Below are 769 nucleotides of genomic sequence, written 5' to 3'. Positions count from 1 at the left end.
CACTTAAGCGGCCTGATCGTGCCAGTATGATTACCGCAAGTTGGACTGAAAACAGCGCAAGTTGCCCCTAAGTTGGGGTCAAGTTGGTCTCAAGTTGGGGCAGGCAAAATGGCTATCAGGCCACAGCCAGACAAGGCTGACGGCGCGCAAGTTGGACAATATCAAAAATCACTGTTCCGGCAACACAATAAAAACTTCCCGTCATACCGTACTGCCGGATAGCTTCCATCACAAAAAGGACAATCCGCATGATAACTTCACACGACAACACCCTGATCACACTGCGCCAACAGCTTGAAGCGTGGTTCGACACGCTGCTGGCACAAGGCCGGGCTGACCGCACGCGGGAAACCTACCGTAGCTACCTGCTACCCTTTATCGACTGGTGCGAACAGCGCACGGTGCGTTACCCCGCACAGGTCACACTGGTGTTACTGGAAAGCTGGCAGCGGTATCTGCGGGCTTACCGTAAAGCCGATGGCCAGCCTTACGGCAATAACGGTCAGCGGGAACGGCTGATCGCCCTGCGGCTGTGGTTCCGCTACTTGCTGCAACGCCATCACATCCTCTATAACCCGGCCGAGCAGATGGTGTTGCCGAAAGAAGAAAAGCGGCTGCCGGCGCAGATCCTGAGTGAACGGGAAACCACGCAGGTGTTGGACAGCCTTGATGATCAGAGTGTGTTGGGACTTCGCAACCGGGTGATGCTGGAAATCCTCTGGAGCAGCGGCATCCGGCGCATGGAGCTGCGCCAGCTCCAGCGGGGGGA

Annotated in this window: 1 protein-coding gene and 1 pseudogene; one reads left to right on the top strand and one right to left on the bottom strand. The window is 56.7% G+C overall.

Going from position 1 to position 769, the window contains the following annotated elements; all coding sequences use genetic code 11:
* Nucleotides 1–115 precede the first annotated feature (115 nt).
* Nucleotides 116–250, bottom strand: a complete 135-nt coding sequence (locus AAC147_RS07280) for a hypothetical protein (protein WP_255347689.1) — start codon at nt 248–250, stop codon at nt 116–118.
* On the opposite strand from AAC147_RS07280, the pseudogene AAC147_RS07275 reads away from it, so the two are divergent.
* Nucleotides 249–769: pseudogene (locus AAC147_RS07275) on the top strand (phage integrase N-terminal SAM-like domain-containing protein); the annotation flags it as partial. The gene AAC147_RS07280 and the pseudogene AAC147_RS07275 overlap by 2 nt on opposite strands.

The sequence above is a fragment of the Xenorhabdus sp. NBAII XenSa04 genome (assembly GCF_963866145.1).
Taxonomy (GTDB): domain Bacteria; phylum Pseudomonadota; class Gammaproteobacteria; order Enterobacterales; family Enterobacteriaceae; genus Xenorhabdus; species Xenorhabdus indica.
This window is presented reverse-complemented; position numbering and strand designations above follow the sequence as displayed.

Bases quoted from the DNA above. Each gene is read 5' to 3' on its own strand.
- AAC147_RS07280 (WP_255347689.1), bottom strand. From the start codon at position 250: ATGCGGATTGTCCTTTTTGTGATGGAAGCTATCCGGCAGTACGGTATG.